A 21,448-nucleotide genomic window follows, 5' to 3' on the forward strand; every position below is an offset into this window, starting at 1 on the left:
CTGCATGGTGAATTTATGTTCTCTGAATCTATCACAAGATTGGTCTTTTGCAATAGGATGTTTAGCCACAACGACTGATTAATCTTAAGACAGGATAGTTCAATGATCGATGTCCAGCAGTCTGGCGGAGTACTTCATCTAGTAATTAACCGCCCGGAGAAAAAAAACGCACTGACTCGGAGTATGTACAACGCCCTTGCTGAGGCAGTCACCAAGGCCAATCAGGATACAGATGTCAGCGCCATCGTGCTCTCTGGCGCCGGGGGGGTGTTTACCGCCGGCAATGACCTGGACGACTTCCGGGCTCGTGCCACCGATGCTAATCCCAAGCCGTCGGCCGGGCTGGCCTTTATTGAAGCCTGATGGACTGCGATACCCCTGTCATCGCCGCAGTAGAGGGCTTGGCCATTGGTATCGGTACGACTTTGCTGCTGCACTGTGATTCGGTGATCACTGGCCGCAGCGCTACCTTTAAGACCGCGTTCGTGGATCTGGGCCTGGTACCTGAAGCCGCCTCTACGGTAACCATGCCATTGCACCTGGGCGCGCGCCGGGCTGCAGATCTGTTACTGATGGGTGAGGTGTTGAAGGGTGCCGAAGCCCGCGAGTGCGGGCTGGCCAGTAAAGTGGTGGACGACGGCACAGCACTGGATGAAGCGCTGGCTCAGGCGACTCGGCTTGCTGGCAAACCCAGGGACGCCCTGCGTGCCAGCAAGCGGCTGATGCGCGCACCCTGGCGCGACCAGGTTAAAGAGGCGCTCGAACGGGAGCGGGAGGTGTTTTCCCAACGACTCCGGTCCGAGGACTGCCAGAACGCGCTAAACCGCTTGTCGCGGCGCTAATCCTGGCGAGCAGCCAGAGCTGCGTTCACTTGCTCCAGTAGGGCGCGCGCAGTTCCCGTTTGAGGATCTTGCCAATGGTTGAGCGGGGCAGTCCGTCCCGCACTTCAATGGCCGCCAGGCGTTGGGACTTGCCCAGCCTGGCATTAGCCCATTCCAGGATGCTGGCTTCGCTGTCGTTATGGTCTGACTTGCGAACCACCAGCCCCAGCGGTGTCTCACCCCAGTGGTCACTGGGAATGCCAATCACCGCCGCATCTGCGACCGCTGGGTGGGCCAGCAAGGCCTGCTCCAGATCCACGGCATAGATGTTGAAACCACCAGAGATGATCATGTCCTTGCGGCGGTCCAGAATATAAATGAACCCGTCCTCATCGATCCGGCCCATGTCGCCACTGCGATAGAACACCTCGCCTTCGGGGCTGGTCCACAGCATCTCGGCTGTCTGCTCCGGCCGATTCACGTAGCCGCGCATCATGGAAATGGCGCGCCCGACAATCTCACCAATCTCCCCCTGTGGCAGTTCATGGCCCTGGTCGTCAATGACCCGTACCTGGGCACCCTCGGTGGGTAGCCCGACCGACTCCCATTTGTCCGGGTAGGCGGCGCAATCCAGGCAGGTCGAAATGCCACCCTCGGTGAGGCCATAGACTTCCCGGATGTTGCCCGGCCAGCGGGCCATGGCGTCGGCAATGACTTCGGCCCGAAGTGGAGCGCTGGTGCACAGCTTGAGTTTGAAGCTGGACAGATCAAACCGGTCGAAGTCGGGTTCGGCCAGAATGCGCTGGTACTGCACCGGCACCAACATGGCGTGGGTCACCCGGTGGCGCTCGGCCAGCTCCAGAAACTGGTAGGCGTCAAATTTCGGCATCAACACCAGGGTGCCGCCATAGAACAGGGTGGGCAGCACCGACACCAGCGTGGTGTTGGAGTACAGCGGGGTGGACACCAGATTAATGGCATCGCCGTCCAGCCCGAACCGGCTCATGCGCGCCATCTGGCGTTGGCGGAACCGGTAATCGTGCAGGATGCCCTTGGGGGTGCCGGTGGTGCCGGAGCTATAAATAATGTTGAAGGCATCGTCCAGGGTCACCTCTGCCGGATCAGCTGTTTCAGAGGCGCCTGATAGCCAGTCATTCAGATACTGGCCAATGCCTGCCTGTTCCTCATCGAGAGCCAGGATCTGGTTATCGGACAGGTTCTCCAGCTGAGGCCGGAACTCCGACAGCAGGTCCCGGTTTTTCGAGGATACAAACAGGAAGCGGGCCTCGCAGTCCGCAAGCATCAATGCCAGTGCCTCGGGGCTGGCCATGCCCGATAGCGGCACCATGCAACCGCCGGCCACCAGTGTGCCCAGGTATAAGGCGACGTAGTTGGCGCTGTTTTCCGACAGGGCCGCGACCGAGTCGCCGGTTTGCAGGCCCTCGGCCCGCAGTCGGTTGGCAATCTGATTGACCTGGGTGAGCAGTGTGCGCCAGCTGATGATCGTCTGGTCGGTGATCAACGCGGGATGGTCGCCGCGCTCATGGGCGTGCTGTTGAATTTGCTGGCCGATCGAGTCGAAAACTTCGTCCGGATAGGTGGGTGCATAGACCGACATCGAACTCACATTATTTTTCATTTTTGGTCACTCCGGTGCTATGGTGTTTTATCTAGTGAAATTACCTTTCGAATATATTGACTCAAAACCGGAAGGCGTGACAAATTAAAGCGAACGCTAAAAGCACAATTACAACAACAGGCCAATATTGAGGAGCGAACGGCATGGCGCGTTTCGATAATCGGGTTGCCATCGTCACCGGTGCCGGCAGTGGCATAGGCCGGGCGACCGCGTTGCGTTTAGCGCGCGAAGGTGCCCGGGTGGTGCTGGCGGATGTGTCCGATGCTGGGCTGCTGGATACCGAAAATCGCCTGCCGGAGGGGGCCGAGTGCCTGCGCCGGGTGGTGGATGTGTCGGATGAACCCCAGGTGAAGGCCCTGGTGGATGAGATCCTGGCGCATTTTGGCCAGGTTGATGTGTTGTGCAACATCGCCGGTATTGCCAGCACCCAGGGTAGCCATCCCCCGGTTACAGAGAACGAGCGCGCGGAGTGGGAACAGGTCTTGTCGGTGAACCTGATCGGCTCGATGTTGCTGATCAAGCACACCGCCCCGCACATGCAGGCCCGGAAGGTGGGCTCGATCGTGAATACCGCATCGGTGGCAGGGTTGCGCTCCGGCGCCGGCGGTAATGCCTACAGTGCGTCCAAGGCCGGGGTGGTCAATCTCACCATGACTGCGGCCTGTGATTTGGGCGACGACAATGTCCGGGTGAATGCGGTCTGCCCGGGGCTGGTGGAAACCGGCATGACCCAGGCAGTGTTCGATTACGCCCGCGCCCATGAAAAAGCCCATAAGCTTGGCTCCCGCTGTGAACTGCGCCGCTACGGCGACCCCGAGGAAATCGCCGCCGCGATTCTGTTCTTTGCCAGCGACGATGCCAGTTACATCACCGGACAGGCACTGCCGGTGGACGGGGGCAACACTGCGTCCCTGAATATGCCCGGGATGAAAGTCTGATGAGTCACGAGGAACCTGATCTGATGAACGGAACCGATCTGCCCGGTTTTCACAGCCTGCTGGGGTATAGCCAGGCCTCCTGGGAAGAAAACGAGGCGGTGATTGAGCTGGAACTCCAGGCCCGGCACCTGAATCTGGGTGGCGTGATTCACGGCGGTGTGCTGACCTCATTACTGGACATTGCCATGGCACAGGCCGGTACGCACTGTCCTTACCCAGGCCGAATGCGCAAAGCCATCACCCTGTCGCTGACCACCACTTTCACCGGTCAGTGCTCGAGTGGCGTTATTCGCGTCACCGGCCGAAAGCGTGCTGGTGGTACCCGGATTTTTAACAGCACCGGGGAAGTCCACGATGACCAGGGCAACCTGCTGGCTATTGCCGAGGGCACTTTCCGCATTCGTTCCGGCAGCGACAAGCCGGAAGGTGTGCCGATCTGACCACTGAATAAGAACAACAAGCCGGTGATCGCGCTTACTGTGCTCACCGAATCAACGCCAGATTTATTAAAGAGGAAGTCGACATGTTTGAACTGTCTGACAAGGTCAAAGCACTGCAGGCGCAGCTGACTGAGTTCATGGATGCCCACATCTATCCAAACGAGCACGTCCATCACCAGCAGATCGAACAGGCGGAAAATCGCTGGGCACCGGTGCCGATCATCGAGGAGCTGAAGAGCAAGGCCAAGGCGGAGGGATTGTGGAATCTGTTCCTGCCGGAAAGTGACCTGGGTGCTGGCCTGACCAACTTCGAGTACGCCCACCTGTGCGAAATCATGGGCCGTTCGGAAATGGCTCCGGAAGTGTTCAACTGCTCCGCGCCGGATACCGGCAACATGGAAACCATTGCCCGTTACGGCAATGAAGAGCAGCAGGAGCAGTGGCTGAAACCGCTGCTGGCCGGTGAGATCCGTTCCTGTTTCTCCATGACTGAACCGGATGTCGCTTCCTCGGACGCCACCAATATCGCCTGCGAGATTCGTCGCGAGGGCGATGAGTATGTGATCAACGGTCGTAAATGGTGGTCCTCCGGTGCCATGACCACTACTAGCAAGATTGCCATTGTCATGGGCAAGACCGATCCGGACGCGCCCAAGCACCAGCAGCAGTCAATGATTTTAGTGCCGCTGGACACCCCGGGCGTGAAGATGATCAGGCCGCTGACGGTGTTTGGTTACGATCACGCCCCCCACGGCCACGCCGAGATTCATTACGACAACGTGCGGGTACCGGCCAGTAACATGCTGTTGGGCGAAGGCCGCGGTTTCGAAATTGCCCAGGGTCGCCTCGGGCCGGGCCGGATTCACCACTGCATGCGCACCATTGGTGTGGCCGAGCGGGCGCTGGAGCTTATGTGCAAGCGCGCCAATGAGCGCGAGGCGTTTGGTAAACCGCTGTCGAGCTTCGATTCCATCCGCAAGGACATCGCCCGCAGCCGCATGGAGATTGAGCAGGCGCGACTGATGACCCTGAAAGCGGCACACATGATGGACACCGTAGGTAACAAGGTGGCCCGTCAGGAGATCGCCATGATCAAGGTGATCGCCCCGAGCATGGCGCTGAAGGTGATCGATCGTGCTATCCAAGTGCACGGTGGCGCCGGTGTCAGTCAGGACACCTTCCTGGCTTCGGCCTGGGCCAAGGTTCGCACTTTGCGGCTGGCGGATGGGCCGGATGAGGTTCATCTGGATTCGGTGGCCAAGTTGGAACTGCGTCAGTACCGCTAAAACATTCGGCCCGCACAGTCGGGTGGCTGAACGAACGGGGAGGAACCTGCCGGGACACGCCGTGAATACGTCCCTGTAGGCTTGTGAAAAACATCCGTGTTTTTCACAGTCCCGGCAACTTCCTCCCCGTTCGTTCCCGAAGCATCGAGCATGAGGATCGGAAAATGAACAACCCGCTTTTTGATATGACTGGCAAGGTTGCCCTGGTCACCGGTTCCACTAAGGGAATCGGCCGTTCCATTGCCGAAGAAATGGCTCGCCTGGGCGCAAAAGTGGTGATCTCCAGCCGCAAGGCCGAAGCCTGTGAGCAGGTCGCGAATGAGCTGAAAGAGCAGGGTTACGAAGCCATCGCCATTCCCTGTCACGTTGGCAAGAAGGAAGACCTCCAGAACCTGGTCGAGAAGACCAACGAAGCCTGGGGCACCATCGACGTGCTGGTGTGCAACGCCGCCACCAATCCCGTGTACGGCCCCACGTCCGAGATGACCGACGAGGCCTGGGACAAAATCATGGACACCAACGTCAAAGGCACCTTCTGGCTCACCAATATGGTACTGCCGCAGATGGCGGAGAAAGGTGAGGGCGCGGTGGTCTTGCTGTCCAGCATCGCCGGTATTCGCGGCAACACCACCATCGGCACCTACGGCGTATCCAAGGCTGCCGAAGCAGCCCTGGCCCGCAACCTGGCCGTGGAATGGGGCCCGAAAGGCATTCGCATCAACAGCATCGCCCCCGGCCTGATCAAAACCGATTTCGCCAAGGCCCTCTGGGAAGACCCGGTCCGGGTAAAACGCGCCGAAGACAAAACACCGCTAAGAAGAATCGGCGACCCCGTCGACATCGCCGGCCTAGCAGTCTTTTTATCGACCAAAGCCAGCGCCTACATAACCGGCCAAGTCATCGTAGCCGACGGCGGCGAAACAATCTGTTGAGGGTATTTAGTCAATGGTTTGCCAAGGCTGGCGGGTGGGGGTGTCTTTCTGCCGGGAAAAAAATGTCTGAGCGCAGCGAGTTATTTTTCCCAGAAGAAAGGCGCCCCCGCCTGCCGGCCGCTGCCCCCTAAATAAAGGCAAAGAACAAAATGAGCACGAACCCAGAGCTGGTAGACGTCCTACCAGCCCACAAATTCAACGAAGCCAACCTCCTGGCCTGGCTGCAACAAGCCATCCCAGGATTCGGCAATCGCCTGCAGGTCCAACAGTTCCAGGGTGGCCAGTCCAACCCCACGTTCCTGCTGGACACCGACAGCGGCCGCTACGTGCTGCGCAAAAAGCCGCCAGGTAAGACCCTGCCATCGGCCCACATGGTGGAGCGCGAGTACAAAGTCATCCGCGCCCTTGCCGACAACACCTCAGTGCCGGTGCCCAAGGCCCGGGTGTTGTGCGAAGACAGCGAAGTTATTGGCACGCCGTTTTACGTCATGGACTTCATGGAAGGCCGGATCGTCAGCCACTCGGCACTGCGGGCGCTGGACAAAGCCGAGCGGATGCCGGCTCACCATTCGGCCATCGACACTCTGGCGGCGCTGCACTCGGTGGATGTGAACGCCGTTGGACTGGGCGATTTTGGTCGGCCCGAGGGCTATGTTGCCCGCCAGGTCGCGCGCTGGACCAAGCAGTACCTGGCATCCAAAACCGACGACCTGCCCGAAATGGACAAACTGATCGAATGGCTGCCTGAGAATTTGCCGTCGACCGACGAGTGCGCCATTGCCCACGGCGATTATCGGTTCGGAAACCTGATGCTGGCGCCCGAGAGCCCGCAGGTAATTGCGATTCTGGACTGGGAGCTTTCGACTCTGGGGCATCCGCTGGCGGACCTGGCCTATTACTGCCTGCCGTACCATCTGCCTCAGACCTGGAAGGCATGCGTGGTCTGTTGGGCGAGGATCTGGAAGCGCTGGGTATTCCAACCGAGCAGGAAACCATCAAACGCTATTGTGACCAGAGCGGCCGGGATGGCATCGACGACTGGCACGTGTACCTGGCGTTTTCGCTATTCCGCCTCGCGGCTATCCTGCAGGGAGTCTACAAACGAGCGCTGGATGGAAATGCCGCCAACGCCAATGCCCTGGATGTGGGCAAGCGCGCCAGCCTATTGGCGCAGGTTGGCTGGAAGATTGCCAGTGAGGGAGTGCAGCCATGAGCGAGCAAAAAGCCATGAGCGAAAAGACAGCCATGAGTGAAGCCACGGCAGATAAAGGCCCCATCGTTGAGCGCATCCTGATTACCAACGACGACGGCATTAACGCGCCCGGGCTCGCGATCCTCGAAGCGATCGCCCGCAAGCTGGCCAATGAGGTCTGGATTGTCGCCCCGGAGCACGATCGCAGTGGCGCCGGCCAGAGCATCTCTATTCACGATCCCTTGCGGGTTTACGAAACCGGGACGCGACGCTACGCGGTGTCCGGTACGCCGGCGGACTGTGTGCTCTATTCCCTGGCCAAATGGTTTGAGGAGACGCCGCCGGACTTGGTGCTGTCCGGGGTTAATTGCGGGGCCAATATCAGCGATTCGGTGCAGTACTCCGGCACTGTTGGCGCCGTCCTTAGCGCCTTGCACATGAATATTCCAGCCATTGCCCTGAGCCAGGCGTTCCTGTCCCGCGAGGGCATCCAGTGGGATCCGGTCCGGCAATTTGGCGAGCGGGTTATCCGCAAGCTCTGGCAGAACGCTGAAATCCGCGCATGGAACGTGAACTTCCCGGCCTGTGACGCGGATGACATCAAACTGGCCCGATGGTGCCGGCAATCTACCGGCTCTATCCAAAGGTCCCGGCTTCTGGCCGGCAAGGATGCTCGCAGCCTTCCGTACTGGTGGCTGGGCTTTGATCGCGATTCCCGGCACATCGTCGAGCCGGATGCCGATGTTTCGGTGCTGCGGGATAAAGCCATCGCCATCCAGCCCTTACGGCACGAAGATCCGCTGCCCGGGGGCAGCAACGAATTCGATTTGTCCGCCTCTGCGGCTGACTGACTAACACTGGGAGTACAGCAAACATGTTCACACGCCACTACAAGGTATGGCCGCACGAACTGCCAAAAACCATGACCTTGCCGAAGACCAGCCTCTTCACCAATCTGGAGATCTCGGCGCGGCGGTTCCCTGACCATACTGCGATCATCTTCTACGATGCGCCCATCACCTACCGTCGCCTGTTGACGGAAGTTGAGGCCATGGCCGGTTATCTCCAGTCCCAGGGCGTGCAAAAGGGCGATCGGGTGCTGTTGTACATGCAGAACTCGCCTCAGTATGTGATTTCCTACTACGCCATCCTGCGCGCCGACGCCGTGGTCATTCCGGTTAACCCGATGAACCGTTCGGCCGAGCTGGAGCATTACATAGCCGATACCGGTGCCCACGTGTGCCTGGCAGGTCAGGAGCTGGAGGGCTTTATTACCCCGTTGCTGGCGGAGACCGATCTGGAGCGTGTAGTGGTGGCCTCCTACAGCACCTACATCAAGCCGGATACTGATCTGACGCTGCCAGCAGAGGTGTCCGCTCCGGCCTGGTGCGGCGACGTGCCGGGCCTGGTGAGCTGGGAAGCCGCCATGGCCGAGGCGCGGGTGCCGGCCGAACACACCGCCGGCCCGGATGACCTGGCGGTAATTCCGTACAGCTCTGGAACCACTGGCGCGCCCAAGGGCTGCATGCACACGCACCGGTCGGTGATGGCCACGGCCGTGCACCGGGTGTTCTGGAACCTGAGTACCCAGAACAGTGTGCAGCTGGCGACCCTGCCGTTCTTCCACGTGACCGGCATGACCGGCTCCATGAACGGCCCCATCTACTGTGGTGCCACCTCGGTCATCATGACCCGTTGGGACCGCACCACCGCTTCCCGATTGATTGAACGCTACAAGGTTACCGGCTGGACCAACATCGTCACCATGGCAGTGGATTTTCTGTCCAATCCGGACATCGGTCAGTACGATCTGACCAGCCTGAATATGATTGGTGGTGGCGGTGCCGCCATGCCGGTCGCCGTTGCCGAGAAGCTGAAGAAGCTGACCGGCCTGAATTACATTGAGGGCTACGGCCTGTCGGAGACCATGGCGGCCACCCACATCAACCCCAATGCCAATCCTAAGCCCCAGTGCCTGGGTATTCCGGTGTTCGATGTCGATAGCCGCATCATCGATGTCGATACCCTGGAAGAGAAGGCGCCTGGCGAGACTGGCGAAATCGTTTCGAATGGGCCCCAGGTGACGAAGGGGTACTGGAACCGGCCGGCGGAAACCGAGGCGGCCTTTGTGGAAATCGACGGCAAGCAGTTCTTCCGCACCGGCGATCTGGGCTACTACGATGAGGACGGCTATTTCTTCATGGTCGATCGGGTCAAGCGCATGATCAACGCTTCCGGGTTCAAGGTTTGGCCGTCCGAGGTTGAGGCACTGATGTACCGCCATCCCGCCATCCACGAGGTGTGCATCATCTCCTCGCCCGACCCCAAGCGCGGCGAAACCGTAAAGGCCTGCATCGTGCTTACTCCGGAGGCCGGGGGCGCTACCACGGTCGAGGACATCACCAGCTGGTGCAAGGAACAGATGGCGGCCTACAAGGTGCCGGCGATCGTTGAGTTTGTGGATGCATTGCCCAAGTCGCCCACCGGCAAGTTGATGTGGCGCGCGCTGCAGGAACAAGAGTGGGAAGCCAGGAATAAAACCGTATGACTGATAAACCCAGTATTCTCATCGTCGGCGCGGGTGCCATTGGCAGCTTTTACGGAGCCATACTGAAGCGGGCCGGTTGCTCGGTCAGCACCGTTCTGCGCTCCGAGTACGAGGCGGTGAAAGAAAATGGCATACGCATTTCCAGTCCGCTCGGGGATCTCTCTTACCGCCCGGATCAGGTCTACCGCGATGGCGACAGTCCGCAATCGCCGCCGGACTACCTGATCCTGTGTGTGAAGGTGTTGCCGGGCACCGACCGTGCCCAGCTGGTACGCCCCTGGATGGGGCCCAATACCCGGCTGGTGCTGATCGAGAATGGTCTGGATATCGAGCGGGAGCTGGCGGAGGCCTACCCGGATAATCCCCTGATCAGCTGCCTCGCGTTCATCGCGGCCAGCCGCACCGAGCCAGGTGTGGTTGAGCACAAAGCCTATGGCAAACTGGTGATGGGAAGTTACCCAGAGGGTATCAGTGAGGATTGCCGAACCCTGTCCGACCTGTTCATTGAGGGCGGTATCAAGGTGGACCTGACCGAGGCGGTGGTGGGAGAGCGCTGGCGCAAATGCTTGTGGAATACCCCATTCAATCCGCTATCGGTGATCGCCAATGGCGCCGACACCCGGACTATTCTCGATACCGAGGGTGGTGAGGCACTGATTCGGGCCATGATCCGGGAAGTGATGGCAGTGGCTGAAGCCGAAGGCTACCCTATGGAGGAGTCGCTGATCGAGCAGAACATCGAGGGTACCCGCAAAATGCCGCCCTACAAGAACAGCATGGCGTTGGACTATCTGAACGACCGGCCCATTGAGCGGGATGCCGTACTTGGTAACGTGGTGGCCCTGGCGGAACGCCATGGCATTGCGGTGCCGCACCTGAACACGGTCCTGGTGACCCTGAAGATGCGGGCTAGTCTGGAAGGCCGGGCTTAAGCTCCGGGTATTGCTAACAGGCACTGCTGCCAGGCAGTGCCTGTCTTGTTTTTAGAGCACGTACATCACCAGGCTTTCAGCGACACAGGCCGGTTTTTCCTCGCCCTTGATCTCCACCGTGGTGTGGTAGCTGGCCAGATATCTCTGGTCGTCTACCCGGGTCACGTCCAGTAGTTCCATCCTCGAGCGAATGTCCGAGCCGGATTTCACCGCCGACGGAAAGCGCAACTTGTTCAGACCGTAGTTGATGCTGGCGCTGATGCCGCTGACCTGCAGCACCTGGGTGTTCAGCTTGGGAATAAGCGACACGGTGAGAAAGCCGTGGGCCACCGGACTGCCCCAGGGGCTCTCTCGGCGGGCGCGCTCCACATCAACATGAATCCACTGGTGATCGCCGGTGGCATCGGAGAAGGCCTGGATCATGTCCTGGGATATGGTCTGCCAGGGGCTGTGGCCGATGACCTTGCCCTTGTAGTCGTTCAATTCTTCGAGTGTCGGGGTCAGCACGGCATACTCCTTGTTGGTTCCATCATTTACACTGCGTAACCGGGGTTCTTGCTATCCAGCAGGCGCAACAGGGCCGGCCAGGTCAGCTTGGCCGCGGCGCCAAGATTCTGCGATTGCTCGGCGGTGGTTTGTACTGCCTGTTCCGACGGCATCCAGGTGGGCCCGCAGCTCTGGGCTTTGACCTGGATCTCGCAGGCTTTCATCAGGAAGTACAGGTAGGTGAAGGTTTCCGGCACGGTCTGACCGGCGGTCAGCACCCCGTGATTGCGTAGCAGCATCATCGATTTGTTACCCAGATCGCTGATCAGGCGTTCGCGCTCGTCCAGGTTCAGGGCCACACCCTCGTAATCGTGATAGCTGAGGTGGTCGAGGCACAGCATGGCGGTCTGGCTCAGGGGCAGCAGGCCGTCCCGATGAGCGGACACCGCGACACCGTCTGCGGCGTGCAGGTGCATGACCGCGCCGGCATCGTCCCGGCTCATGTGCACGGCACTGTGAATGGTGAATCCAGCGGGATTGACCCGGCCCAACCCACCGGCGGCCACCACCTGGCCGTCCTGGTCCACTTTCACCAGCGACGACGCGGTGATTTCGTGGAACAGCAGGCCGTAGGGGTTGATCAGGAAATGATGCTCCGGGCCGGGAACGCGGGCGGACAGATGGGTAAAAACCAGATCGTCCCAGCCAAACAGAGCCACTAAACGATAGGCGGCGGCCAGCTCGGTACGGACCTGCATTCGGCCTTGTGCAGGGCTTTGTTATCCGGATGCTCGGTGCTTGTTGTCATTGGTTCACCTCAATGGATCGGAACAAAAAAGGGGGTGACCTTGCGGACACCCCCTGAACAGGACCCCAGACTCGAAGGGGGAGGTCCCGGACTCGCTAATGCACGGTGTCAGCCGGCCTGTAACAGGTTGGCGTACCGCTCCAGGTGGAAGTCGTCATCGCCCAGCTGATGATTGATGGTGATCAACCGCTTGGCGTAGTGCGCAAAATTGTATTCCCAGGTCATGCCAATGCCGCCGTGGGACTGGATGCCGTTCTCGGAAATGAACTGGCCACTGCGTCCAATAACGTTCTTGGCTGCACTCAGGATTCGCCGACGCTCGTCGCTTTGCTCTACATCGGCAACACTGGCGGCCAGGATCGCCATGGAGCGAGCCTGTTCCAGCTCGGACATCATGTCGACCATGCGATGCTGCAGCACCTGGAACTTGCCGATGGGCACGCCAAACTGCTTGCGCTGTTTAAGGTAGTCCAGGGTCAGCTCGTTGGCGACTTCCATCACCCTACTGCCTCGGCACACAGGGCCGCAATAGCACGGCCACTCTGGTATTCGATGACATCGGCAGCTTTGCCTTCTTCGCCAAGCAGGGCGCCTGCGCCCACCTGAACATTGTTCAGGGTGATGTCGCAGCCTTTGGAGCCGTCAATGGTCGGGTAGGTGCGACGCTCAACACCGGCAGTGTCCGGGCTCAGGGCGAACAGGCTGATGCCGTCGGCATCGCGGGTGTCGCCAGAAGTGGGGGCAGAGGTGCGGGCGGAAACCAGGATCAGGTCGGCGCAGTGGCCGGCGATGACTACAGCTTTGCGCCCGTTCAGGACATAGCCGTCACCAGACTTTTCAGCGCGGGTGGCGACATCGTTCAGGTCATAGAAGCTCTGGGGTTCCTGCAAGGCCACAGCGGCTTTCAGCTCACCGCTGGCAATGCCGCCCAGCCACTGCTCTTTCTGGCTGTCGTTACCCGCCTGGGCGATCAGTCCGCCACCGAGGATAATGGACTGCAGATACGGCTCGAGGCACAGGCCTCGGCCCAGTTCCGTCATCACGGACTGGACTTCAACCCCACCGCCGCCAAAGCCACCGAGCTCCTCGGAAAACGGCACCGCGGTTAATCCAAGCTCGCTGAGCTGGCCCCAGAATGCTTCGCTGAAACCGGCTTCGGTTTCGCTGAATTCCAGGCGCTTTTCAAAACTGTACTCACCGCGAACCAGGCGCTCCACGGTGTCCTGCAGCATCTGCTGCTCTTCATTCAGTCGGAAATCCATGGTCGCCTCCTTAAAGCCCAAGAATCATTTTTGACACGATGTTTTTCTGGATCTCATTAGATCCGCCAAAAATCGAGAGCTTGCGGTTATTGAAGTAGTGGGCAGACAAGGGCGCCGCGTGCTCGTCCGAGAGATACTCGCCGTCGAAACCGTCGGCCAGCTCTTCCTCAACGAACGGGAGGGCATAGGGGCCAATGGCCCGGCGCGCCAGATCGTTGATCGACTGACGGATTTCGGTGCCCTTTACTTTCAGCATGGAGCTTTCCGCACCCGGCACACCGCCGCCTTCAACCGAGGCGATGATGCGCAGGTTGCTGATGCCGGCAGCGGTCAGGTCAATCTCCACCTTGGCGATGCGCTGGCTGAAGGTTGTGTCCTCGATCAGTGGCCGGCCGTTCTTGAGGCGGCGGGAAGCCAGCTGTTTCAGATGTGCCAGGGCTGCCTTGGACAGACCAATGCCGGCCAAGCCGGTGCGCTCGTAGGTCAGCAGGAATTTGGCGTAGGTCCAACCTTTGTCTTCCTCACCCACCAGGTTTTCCACCGGCACTTTGACGTCTTCAAAGAAGACTTCGTTCACCTCGTGTTCACCATCCAGAGTGATGATCGGGCGCACGGTAATGCCCGGAGTATCCATATCGATCAGCAGAAACGAAATGCCTTCCTGTGCTTTCACTTCGGTGTTGGTGCGAACCAGGCAGAAGATCATGTTGGCGTGCTGGCCCAGCGTGGTCCAGGTCTTCTGACCGTTCACGATGTAGTGATCACCGTCACGCACGGCGCGGGTTTTCAGGGACGCCAGGTCGGAACCGGCGCCGGGTTCAGAATAACCCTGGCACCACCAGTCTTCGCCACTGAGGATGCGGGGCAGGTAGGTCTGCTTCTGCTCTTCATTGCCGAACTTGATGATAACCGGGGCGACCATGTTGACGCCGAATGGCACTGAGCGGGGAACGCCGTAGCGGGACGACTCTTCGTCCAGATGTGCTTCTGAACCGGTGACCAGGAAACGCCGCCGTACTCTTCTGGCCAGTGGCTGGCGTACCAGCTGGGCGCTGAGGATCTTTTGCCAGCGCTGGTGGTCGTCCTTGGTCAGTGGGCGGAAAGCTTTGACCTTGGCGGCGATGTCCGCCGGCAGCTTGTCATCCAGGAACGCGCGTACTTCGTCGCGGAAGGCGAGCTCCTCGGCTGTGTAGTTCATGTTCATGGGCAACCTCGTTTGGCGTCACAGCGAAAATATATACCGCATAGCAGAATTACCTAATGATCCGTCACTAATAGCGCTCCTGTCAATGTCAATGAAACATAATCCCTGAAATCCAGCAAAAATGGCTTTTAGAAATATGTATAAAGTGATTCTGACAGACAAAATCGTTATGAGGGCGAAAATATACGGAAGCATATACCGCCAAGCGGAACGGAGGCGCCAATAACTCTATCGGCCAGGGGATCGATAACGAGGCGGTTGCCTTGTTAGTTCAAAGCTAAGGTAGGAGTGTTCTTTTGGCGGTAGGGAGGATTCAGGCCCATGCCGGGCCTGATGGACAGTCCCGGGATTTTGCTGTTGCTAGAGGCGAACGGACACGCCAATGCTGGCTGTTCGCCTGTCGTAATCGTAGCGGGCAATGTTGCTGTCGTTTTTCACAATCTGCACATCCAGGATGACGGAGAGTGTGGGATTGACCCGGTATTCACCATCAATGCCTGCCGTGTAACGGTGATCCTTGCGGTTGATCACCAGCAGGCCCTCGCGCGTCTGCAATCGGTGGGCGGTACGATAATAGTTGAGACGATAGCCTGCGGACGTGCCCAGTTCGAATGCTGGGGTGAACGCGTAGCCAATGCCGAATCTCAGGGTCTGGCCCATTGGCGAGACGCTGTAAAACTCGGTGGCAGTGTCAAAGTTTTCCCGATCATCGTAATCCAGTCGATAGCGGACATCGCCGCGCCAGCCATCCTTTTTAGCCTTATAGCGTAGGTCCAGACGGTAGTGCTGACCATCGTAGGCATCTAGCCGTGTGTCGGCGTAGACCTGTTCCGCGTCGACGGAAACGATGCAGCGAGCGGCTTCGGACCCTAGCTGGCAGGCGCTGGTGGCAATCTGTCCGGACAGGCGCGCGCGCTGCTCCTGGGAGCTTCCTCCGCGCCAGAGCTGGTCGCCGCCAATGCCAAGGCTGAATCGATAAGGGGCAGAGGACCGTTCCCAGGCGGTGTCGAACCGGGCGAGGTGGGTGTTGAAATCCTGTTCGTCGGCGTACTGGCGACCGTAAAGTTGAAGTTGTGCCTTCATGCGTCGTTGCCTTTGCGCACCGGGTAGCCCGACACCACGCCGACCGATTCCAGAAAGGTGTCGTCGACACTGCTTGGCGCGGTATCCGGGAAAAGTCCGATGTTTTCTTCGTAGCCACCGGCGAGGGAGATCAGGCCCTGCCATTGGCTGGGAGGTGGAATCTCGCCCAGGTCTTTGAGTTGGGCGCGTGCCAGTTTGCCAAGTTTGTCTTCGGCGCCTTCAATGGCGGCATTGCGGAAAGCGGAACGGGCTTTACGTGGGTTGTCCTGAGCCAGCGCTACCAAGCCCAAATTATAGAAGGCGAGTCCGTGTTGTTTGGTGTCCAGGAGTTGGCGAAACTCGTTCTCCGCCAGGTCATACTCACCCAACTTGTAATAGAGCACGCCGAGGTTATAGGTCAGAGCTCGGGAATCAAGCTTGGTTGCCGCGGCCTCCAGGAGTTTTCGGGCCTGCTCAAGGTTATTGTTCTGAAAGGCGGTGATGCCCGCTCGCATCTGCTGTTTGGCTGTCGAGGTTTCGGTGTCGGAAAATGCTGTTCCTGGCGTGAGCAGGCACAGCATCAACAGCAGCAAAGAAATTCGAGACAACAAGCGGATTTCCCTCGAAGCTGAAAAAGGTTAAGCCTATCGAACGTTCCATGTCTCTGGCACGAAGGCTTAACCTAGCACAGTAAGGATCAATCACATAGCAATAGGGAAGTCTACGTAAACGGATTCGTTACGCATCTAGAGAGCTTGCTGGAGTATCGGGCAAACGCTTTTTATTGGCCCGTTACGCCGTCGATAGTGGAGGTGCTGTCTTTCAGCAGATCCAGGTCGGTATCCGGCAGTTCGCCAATAGGCAGATCTGGCTCAGGCAGATCGCCTCCGGGCAGGTCTACGCCCGGCAATTCAACACCCGGTTGTTCAAACTCGGATTCACCCGGCAGTTCAACGCCCAGCGCATCCCGTGTTTCTCGGGCTTGCAGCGAGAGGCTCTCGGACAGCTCTTGGGCTTCCGTTGAGAGCTCGCTTGCATCCAGGGTCTCGAAGCCTTCATTACCTTCCAGCTCGGTGACCGAATCCGGAATCTGCATTTCCTGCACAAACGAGGAATCAAGCTCTTCATCATCCGCAACCATGCGCATGGTGATGTCGAGATCCGATTGTGCCGAGGCCAAACCCGGCGCCAACAGCAGTCCCATCAAGAGGACTTTCGTGAGCAGTGAAGTGTGTATCTTCCATGCTGTCATGACGATGGCTCCATTAGTTTGCCAATGTCAGTTTTAAAGGTCTTTCTCTTTTCGCCATCGCCCAAGTGGGCGACGAGCGTTCCCTCGCCCGGGAAGAGCACGTTCACCGGCAGTGCCAGCAGATTGTCCCCGGGTTTCAGGTTCACTTTCCAGCTTACCTTGTGGCGCCCGGGGAACGGTGTGAGCTCCATGTTGGGCGGCAATTCAAGAGTAAGCGTTACATTCTCTACTGCCTGCGCAGATGTAAAAGCAACACGCACCGTCTGTTGCTGCGGGCTGGCTATTTCGGACGTTGCGGGCTGTGTGCTGTCGGCAACCTCGGCACCTACATCTACGGGCGTCGCCGAAAACTGGCTGCCAATAAAAACGCCCACTGCCAGTGCCGCTGCAATCGCACCGCCCCAGACAGGGGAGTGCCCGGATTTTTTTGTTCGCCCGGTCGCCTGATTCAGGATGCGCGACTCAAAGTCGCTGTCAGGCTCGGGCGCACGATCATCAGCAAGCTGTTCGGCAATGTACTGCGCGGTGGCCAGGGCCATGGCGCAATCGTTGCACGATGCTGCGTGGTCGCGCAGAGAGCGTTCGGTCGTTTCAGACACCTCGCCAGCGGCCAGGGCATCAACATCGTTTTTAAAGTCGCTGCAGTTCATCGCATTCACCTCACTGACATCCACGTCGCTGTGGCTCAAAAGGTTCCAACTCCTTTTGCAATTTTTCGCGCAGTTGGGCCCGCACTCGATGAAGTCTGGATTTGATGGTCCCCAGGGGCACGCCCAGTACTTCGGCGATGTCCTCCTGGCGCCAGCCTCGGAGTCGTGCATCAGCAGCAGGGTTCGCTGGTCGGGCTGTAATTCACTGATCAGCCGGCGGAGCAGGGTGCTCTGCCGATCGTTGTCAGTGTGGCTCATGGGGTCCAGCTCATTACTCGGTAGTGACTCGAGGAATGTAGTCTGCTGGTCGGGCCGGTCCAGGGCGCTGGCGCTGGTTTCACGGCCAGTCGGCCGCTTGCGCAGGGTGTCCACAAAGTGGCGGTACAGCACTCGGTGCAGCCAGGGTCGCAGCTCTTCTACCTGCTCAAGCTCGTCCACTTTCGGGAACAGTTTGGTCACCACGTCCTGAACCAGGTCTTCCGCATCGTGCTGGTTGCCGGTCAGCCGGTACGCGAACGTATGCAGAGTTCGGAGGTGTGGATGAACCAGGTGCTCGAAGCGTTTTGACTTGGACTGGCGAAATGTAAGCAAGGCCAAATGGCTACCCCTGATGATCACCTTGCATGGAGATCATGCGCTAGAAAACTGATGTTGTTGCTATTAGTAGCGCGAGTTTATCAGTGTGGGCACTTCAGGGGTATGCCGAAACTGTAAAAAATCCCGGTGCCCGCAAGCGATCAGACACACTTCCGCACAAAAAAATACGAGATTTCCCGTAAAAAAACCGCTTAACCTTGGAACCATTGCAATTAGACCTACGTGGAAGGATCCCAAAGGCGAAGGATCCGCTGAACTACAAAAAACCCTATAAAGGTGATTGAGTATGTTTATCCGCAACGTGTTGTTCACTGCCGTGTCGGCAGCCACGCTAGGTTTGACAGGCTGTCTTGACAGCGGCGGTCAGACTAATAATAACGCCAACCCCGAGTACCGGATTAACGGCAGCCAGACCGTGAAAGGCACTCATCCGCTTTTTGATCCACTGGAAACTGAATTTGTCATTCCCAGTGACGCTCTGTTCTTCCTGAGTGAAGTTGACGACGGCACCATGTTGAACGGAAGCGATCCGGCCAACCCTGTTACCCAGGGTATTGGTTTTCTGGACGGTGCCTCGGTGCTTGCGCCGATTGATGTCAAAATCAGCGCCAGTCTGGACAGCCAGCAGGTTCTCGATGCCCGGGATTTTGTTGAGGTAGATGGCGAAGTGGTTCCTAACCCGGACCAGAACATCTTCCTGATTCCGGTTGAGTACGCCAGTGGCGATACCGTGCGGGCGCTGATTACCGAAGCCCCGGGCCTTACGCCTGCAGCGCGTTACCGTGAAGCTCTGCGCCTGCAGGACGCGGGAGATACTGCCGCTGCCGATGCTATTTTCAGCGACCTGCTGGCCGAGAAGGTGCGGGTTGAGTTGCTGGATATTGACGGTGGCCAGAACAACTTGATCCGGGTATTGCCGCTGACCCCGCTGGCCGCCAAGACCCAGTACGTGCTCGCCGTGACCAACGACATTGTGGATGCCAACGGTGAGCCCCTGGTTGGTTCTCCAACCTATCAGTCGGTTGCTGATCCCGATCGGGTTCTGTCGAACGGGGCTTTCCAGCCGTTCCGTGACGCAATGCTCCCGGCCCGGAGACTGGCCGCCGATTATTTCGATTTCAAACGTGAGTATCCGGCGTCTGCCGGCTTCGCCGCTGATTTTGACGATGTGCCTTACGCAACAGCCATCACCACCACCGCGGTGGAAGATGTGTTGCTGGCCAATGCCGCGCCAGTCACTTACTTCCGTTCGTCGTTGAAGGTTGAGCAGCGTCAGGAAGAGCTCGAGAAGCTGTTCGACGGCTTCTACAACCTGAGCGATCAACCCCTGGCTGAGGACGCGAGCACTGCCGAGGCGAACCTGAACTCTGCGATTTTCGCGACGCTGACCGATACCTCGTTCCGTCTGTACGACGAGGCGCTCGCCACCATCCTCGCCGATGCCAACACCAGTGCACTGCCGTGGCGTACAGCGATGTCGTTGCGGACGAAGACGCTGACCGTCGCCTGGCTCACGCTATCCAGGTTGCGACCGCATTGGCCACCGACGCCAATATCGATGTGGAAGCCGACGCGACGGCCATGGCCACCGCGCCGATGCTGTGCTGGATTCCCCCAAGCCACGGCCGGTAACCATTTTCAGCCAAAAAGACGGCGGCGATGTGAATCCGGCTCTGCGCCAAAGTGTTGGTCTGGGGGAGCTCGCGGTTGATCTGGATATTCGCGTCTACGAGGGTGAGATCACGCTGCCTTATTTTCAGGCCCTGCCGGAGGAAGGCAGTGGTGATGTCTTGAAAACGTCTAGCTGGCAGCCGGCTGATTTTTCCGGAGAAGAGAGCCTGGATGCGGCACCCTCTGATCGTATCTCCTACCGTTTCCCATTCGCCGGCAAAACGGCTGATACTTCAGTTCCGATCGTCGTAGCGGCGCCAGAGGAAACCCAGGCAACGCCGACTGGCGGATTCCCGGTCATTATCTATCAGCATGCAGCCACCACGGACCGCTCGGCGATCCTGCCATTGGCCACAGCTGCCGGTCTTACCTGTATTGCTGAGCCGGCTGATGATTGCTTCGTAACCATTGGTATTGACCAACCGCTGCACGGCATTTTCGATACAGGGATTGTCGGGCTCACGCCCATCAGCTCGCAGGACGGAGCTTCAGCCGAGGCTACAGAACGTCATTTCGGCTTTGCTGCTGACGCAGATCTGAATGCAGTTGCGGCGGCAGAACTTGAAGCCCCGGAGTCTGGCAGCCTGTTCCTGAACTTTGCCAATTACGCCAATACCCGGGACAACATGCGCCAAGGCGCTCTGGACCTGTTCAATGTCAACGCGTCGTTGCAAGCCATTGAAGATGCCATCAACAACTGTGGCCCCTGCACCGGTCTGCAAATCAACACTGACCGGGTCTACTTCGTAACCCACTCCTTGAGCGGTATGGGCGGCGCGGCTGTGCCTTACGTGACCAACGTTGCTGCGGCTGACAACGCCAACCTGAACCCGATCACGGCGTCCAATTTCCTTAACACAGGCGGTGGCTTCGCGCGCCTGGTGGAGAACTCCCAATCCGTGGCGCCACGTGTGTTGCCTGGGCTGGACGATGCCTCGGACGGCATCCTGACCCAGGGCCGGACCGAGTTGAACATCTACTTCAACGTGTTCCAGGGCCTGCTGGATTCCGCCGATCCGACCGCCTTTGCGCCTCTTTACAGAGATGAACGAGTCCTACTGACAGAGATTGTCGGTGTTCCGGATGACGCCGATCGTCCGACCGATGACACGGTTCCAAATGCGGCAGATGCTGTCGAATACCTGCTTGGTCCGCTGGCGACCACCATTCCGGAAACCGGCTTTGTGATTGAGGGCGAGAATATGCCTCTGGCGGGCACGGATCCACTGGCGGCTGCGATGAATGCCGAGTCGACACCAGATGCGGGTGCGACCCTTCCGCTGATCACTCGTTACCTCGAAGGTTCTCACGGTAATCCAATTTCCGCCGGCCAGAAGGGTGCGGATGCCTTCTCCTCAAGTGCAGTGTTCACCGAAATGACTGCACAGATGCTGGAGCTGTTTACCCAGGATGCCGAGGCCGAGAACAGTCTTACTGTTGATAACCCTTGCGTGGTCAAAGGTGCCGATACCTCAGGCACCGACTGCTCTGCCGAGGGCAACAGCGATGCCGGTGACGGCAGCGAAGGTGGCTCCGGTGGCGATTCAGGTGATGACGGCGACACTGGTGGCGGCGCTGGCGACATCATCGGAGACATCTTCGGAGCCTGATGACAGTGGTGGCCCAAGCTTGCGGGCCACCTGATCAGGACACTCTTTCGAATTCAAGTAAATCAAGGCGTTAGCCTCGCCACACGGGGGAGGCTTTGCCCAAAACTTGCGGAGCAAA

The 21,448-nt window shown here is 58.9% G+C and carries 18 protein-coding genes and 3 pseudogenes; 12 read left to right on the plus strand and 9 right to left on the minus strand.

From position 1 onward, the window contains the following. Nucleotides 1-102: 102 nt before the first annotated feature. Both AU14_RS23020 and AU14_RS23025 read left to right on the plus strand, forming a co-directional pair. Nucleotides 103-363: an enoyl-CoA hydratase-related protein gene (locus AU14_RS23020; RefSeq protein ID WP_269079066.1), complete on the plus strand. Its 261-nt coding sequence runs from the start codon at nt 103-105 to the stop codon at nt 361-363. Continuing rightward, entirely contained in the window at nt 363-842 is a 480-nt protein-coding gene (locus tag AU14_RS23025; RefSeq protein ID WP_269079067.1) for an enoyl-CoA hydratase/isomerase family protein, read from the plus strand. Before AU14_RS23020 ends, AU14_RS23025 begins: the two co-directional genes overlap by 1 nt. Before the next feature lie 25 nt (nt 843-867). Here AU14_RS23025 and AU14_RS15610 read toward each other — a convergent pair whose 3' ends face one another. Then, entirely contained in the window at nt 868-2,460 is a 1,593-nt protein-coding gene (locus tag AU14_RS15610) for a class I adenylate-forming enzyme family protein (RefSeq protein ID WP_041342314.1), read from the minus strand. Nucleotides 2,461-2,603: 143 nt separating this feature from the next. On the opposite strand from AU14_RS15610, the gene AU14_RS15615 reads away from it, so the two are divergent. From AU14_RS15615 to AU14_RS15650, 8 genes and pseudogenes are all read left to right on the plus strand, one after another. Then, entirely contained in the window at nt 2,604-3,398 is a 795-nt protein-coding gene (locus tag AU14_RS15615) for an SDR family NAD(P)-dependent oxidoreductase (protein ID WP_041342317.1), read from the plus strand. Beyond that, nucleotides 3,398-3,838, plus strand: coding sequence for a PaaI family thioesterase (locus AU14_RS15620; RefSeq protein WP_041342320.1), 441 nt, complete (start codon nt 3,398-3,400; stop codon nt 3,836-3,838). Before AU14_RS15615 ends, AU14_RS15620 begins: the two co-directional genes overlap by 1 nt. An 83-nt stretch (nt 3,839-3,921) precedes the next feature. Continuing rightward, a complete protein-coding gene (locus AU14_RS15625; protein ID WP_041342323.1) occupies nt 3,922-5,124 on the plus strand; it encodes an acyl-CoA dehydrogenase family protein in 1,203 nt (400 codons plus the stop codon). A 164-nt stretch (nt 5,125-5,288) separates the two neighbouring features. Then, complete coding sequence (locus tag AU14_RS15630) at nt 5,289-6,056, plus strand: SDR family NAD(P)-dependent oxidoreductase (RefSeq protein WP_041342326.1); 768 nt, start codon at nt 5,289-5,291, stop codon at nt 6,054-6,056. A gap of 149 nt (nt 6,057-6,205) precedes the next feature. Continuing rightward, nucleotides 6,206-7,269, plus strand: a pseudogene (locus AU14_RS15635) (phosphotransferase). Between the two features lie 32 nt (nt 7,270-7,301). Then, nucleotides 7,302-8,099 carry a 5'/3'-nucleotidase SurE gene (surE, locus tag AU14_RS15640; protein WP_041344049.1) on the plus strand — a complete coding sequence of 266 codons (798 nt, stop codon included), beginning with the start codon at nt 7,302-7,304 and terminating at the stop codon, nt 8,097-8,099. Nucleotides 8,100-8,122: 23 nt separating this feature from the next. Further along, on the plus strand, nt 8,123-9,796 hold the full coding sequence (locus tag AU14_RS15645; protein WP_041342329.1) for a long-chain fatty acid--CoA ligase: 1,674 nt from the start codon (nt 8,123-8,125) through the stop codon (nt 9,794-9,796). After that, on the plus strand, nt 9,793-10,728 hold the full coding sequence (locus tag AU14_RS15650; RefSeq protein ID WP_041342331.1) for a ketopantoate reductase family protein: 936 nt from the start codon (nt 9,793-9,795) through the stop codon (nt 10,726-10,728). The genes AU14_RS15645 and AU14_RS15650 overlap by 4 nt, the downstream gene beginning before the upstream one ends. Nucleotides 10,729-10,779: 51 nt before the next feature. Here the strand turns inward: AU14_RS15650 and AU14_RS15655 are convergent, their stop codons facing one another. The 8 genes and pseudogenes from AU14_RS15655 to AU14_RS24065 form a co-directional block, all read right to left on the minus strand. Next, nucleotides 10,780-11,235 carry a MaoC family dehydratase gene (locus AU14_RS15655; RefSeq protein ID WP_041342334.1) on the minus strand — a complete coding sequence of 152 codons (456 nt, stop codon included), beginning with the start codon at nt 11,233-11,235 and terminating at the stop codon, nt 10,780-10,782. Nucleotides 11,236-11,261: 26 nt separating this feature from the next. Then, nucleotides 11,262-12,022 (minus strand): annotated as a pseudogene (locus AU14_RS15660) (class II aldolase/adducin family protein). 108 nt (nt 12,023-12,130) lie between these two features. Then, a pseudogene (locus AU14_RS15665) lies at nt 12,131-13,284 on the minus strand (acyl-CoA dehydrogenase family protein). Nucleotides 13,285-13,294: 10 nt separating this feature from the next. Continuing rightward, nucleotides 13,295-14,488: an acyl-CoA dehydrogenase family protein gene (locus tag AU14_RS15670; protein WP_236744143.1), complete on the minus strand. Its 1,194-nt coding sequence runs from the start codon at nt 14,486-14,488 to the stop codon at nt 13,295-13,297. A 360-nt stretch (nt 14,489-14,848) separates the two neighbouring features. Next, entirely contained in the window at nt 14,849-15,571 is a 723-nt protein-coding gene (locus AU14_RS15675) for an outer membrane beta-barrel protein (RefSeq protein WP_041342337.1), read from the minus strand. Beyond that, nucleotides 15,568-16,158, minus strand: coding sequence for a tetratricopeptide repeat protein (locus AU14_RS15680; RefSeq protein WP_148312763.1), 591 nt, complete (start codon nt 16,156-16,158; stop codon nt 15,568-15,570). Before AU14_RS15680 ends, AU14_RS15675 begins: the two co-directional genes overlap by 4 nt. A 173-nt stretch (nt 16,159-16,331) precedes the next feature. Then, the gene (locus AU14_RS15685; RefSeq protein ID WP_148312764.1) at nt 16,332-16,802 is read right to left on the minus strand and encodes a hypothetical protein; all 471 of its coding nucleotides are present in this window, start codon (nt 16,800-16,802) and stop codon (nt 16,332-16,334) included. Continuing rightward, nucleotides 16,799-18,049, minus strand: a complete 1,251-nt coding sequence (locus AU14_RS24065) for a sigma-70 family RNA polymerase sigma factor (protein ID WP_456237726.1) — start codon at nt 18,047-18,049, stop codon at nt 16,799-16,801. Before AU14_RS24065 ends, AU14_RS15685 begins: the two co-directional genes overlap by 4 nt. 286 nt (nt 18,050-18,335) lie before the next feature. Here AU14_RS24065 and AU14_RS15700 point away from each other — a divergent pair, with 286 nt between their 5' ends. After that, on the plus strand, nt 18,336-19,760 hold the full coding sequence (locus AU14_RS15700; protein ID WP_041342343.1) for a hypothetical protein: 1,425 nt from the start codon (nt 18,336-18,338) through the stop codon (nt 19,758-19,760). Next, nucleotides 19,711-21,330, plus strand: a complete 1,620-nt coding sequence (locus AU14_RS15705; protein WP_041342346.1) for a hypothetical protein — start codon at nt 19,711-19,713, stop codon at nt 21,328-21,330. The genes AU14_RS15700 and AU14_RS15705 overlap by 50 nt, the downstream gene beginning before the upstream one ends. Nucleotides 21,331-21,448 lie beyond the last annotated feature (118 nt).

This window comes from Marinobacter similis, from assembly GCF_000830985.1.
In the GTDB taxonomy this organism is placed as follows: Bacteria; Pseudomonadota; Gammaproteobacteria; order Pseudomonadales; family Oleiphilaceae; genus Marinobacter; species Marinobacter similis.